The sequence below is a fragment of the Amycolatopsis stemonae genome (genome assembly GCF_054781455.1).
The window spans coordinates 1-1118 of sequence record NZ_BAAGUJ010000037.1 but is presented as its reverse complement, the minus strand read 5'-3'; the positions used below and the strand labels follow the sequence as shown (position 1 = coordinate 1118).

Below are 1118 nucleotides of genomic sequence, written 5' to 3'. Positions count from 1 at the left end.
TGTGATGTCCGGGGACGTTGTCCCGACTTGAGGTGACCGGTGACGGCCTGTCGTGCAGACAGGTGAAGGCCTCCGGTTGTGAAGTGGAGCTGTCGAGGAACCGCTTCACCCACCGGAGGCCTTCGTGTCCCACCCTAACGCCACCCTGACCCCACGCACCCGGCTCCGGCTCGCATGCCTGATCGTCGAACAGGGCTGGACCCCCAGCGCAGCCGCGAAGATGTTCATGGTCTCGGCGAGGACTGCCCGCAAATGGGCCGACCGGTACCGCGCCGAAGGCGCACCCGGGATGACCGACCGCAGCAGCCGTCCCCACCACAGCCCGGCTAAGACCTCACCCGCGCTGGTACGGCAGATCGTGCGGCTGCGGTGGCGCCACCGGCTGGGGCCGGTCCAAATCGGTGGCCGGCTCAGCCTGCCCGCTTCGACCGTGCACGCGGTACTCGTGCGCTGCCGAATCAGCCGCCTGTCCCATATCGACCGGGTCACCGGTGAACCCCTGCGCCGCTACGAACACGACCACCCCGGCTCGCTGATCCACGTCGATGTCACCAAGTTCGGCAACATCCCCGACGGCGGCGGCTGGCGCTACGTCGGCAAACAGCAAGGCAAAAAGAACAGATCAGCGACCTCTCGACGCACCGGCACCTGGAGCGCCGACCGGCACGCCCGCACCGGCACCGCGTTCGTGCACACCGTGATCGACGACCACTCCCGCGTCGCCTACGCCGAAATCTGCGCCGACGAAAAAGCCGATACCGCCATCGCTGTCCTGCGCCGCGCGGTCGCCTGGTTCGCCGACCGCGGCGTCACCGTCGAACGCGTGCTCTCGGACAACGGCGCCTGCTACCGCTCGTCGGCCTGGCGTGACACCTGCACCGAGCTGAGCATCACGCCGAAACGAACCCGCCCCTACCGGCCACAAACCAACGGCAAGATCGAACGCTTCCACCGCACCCTGGCCGATGGGTGGGCATACGCCCGCTTCTATCCCAGCGAACACGACCGCAGGTCAGCCCTGCCCGGGTGGCTGCACTTCTACAATCACCACCGACCCCACTCATCCGTCGGAGGCAAGACACCCATCACCCGGCTGACCAACCTCCCCGGACATCACA

The 1118-nt window shown here is 67.4% G+C and carries 1 protein-coding gene; it reads left to right on the top strand.

The window, feature by feature from the left end; translation table 11 throughout:
- Window positions 1-124 precede the first annotated feature (124 nt).
- Window positions 125-1118 (top strand): IS481 family transposase (locus ACYVLJ_RS47905; RefSeq protein ID WP_460443742.1); only part of this gene is annotated, 994 nt, incomplete at its 3' end.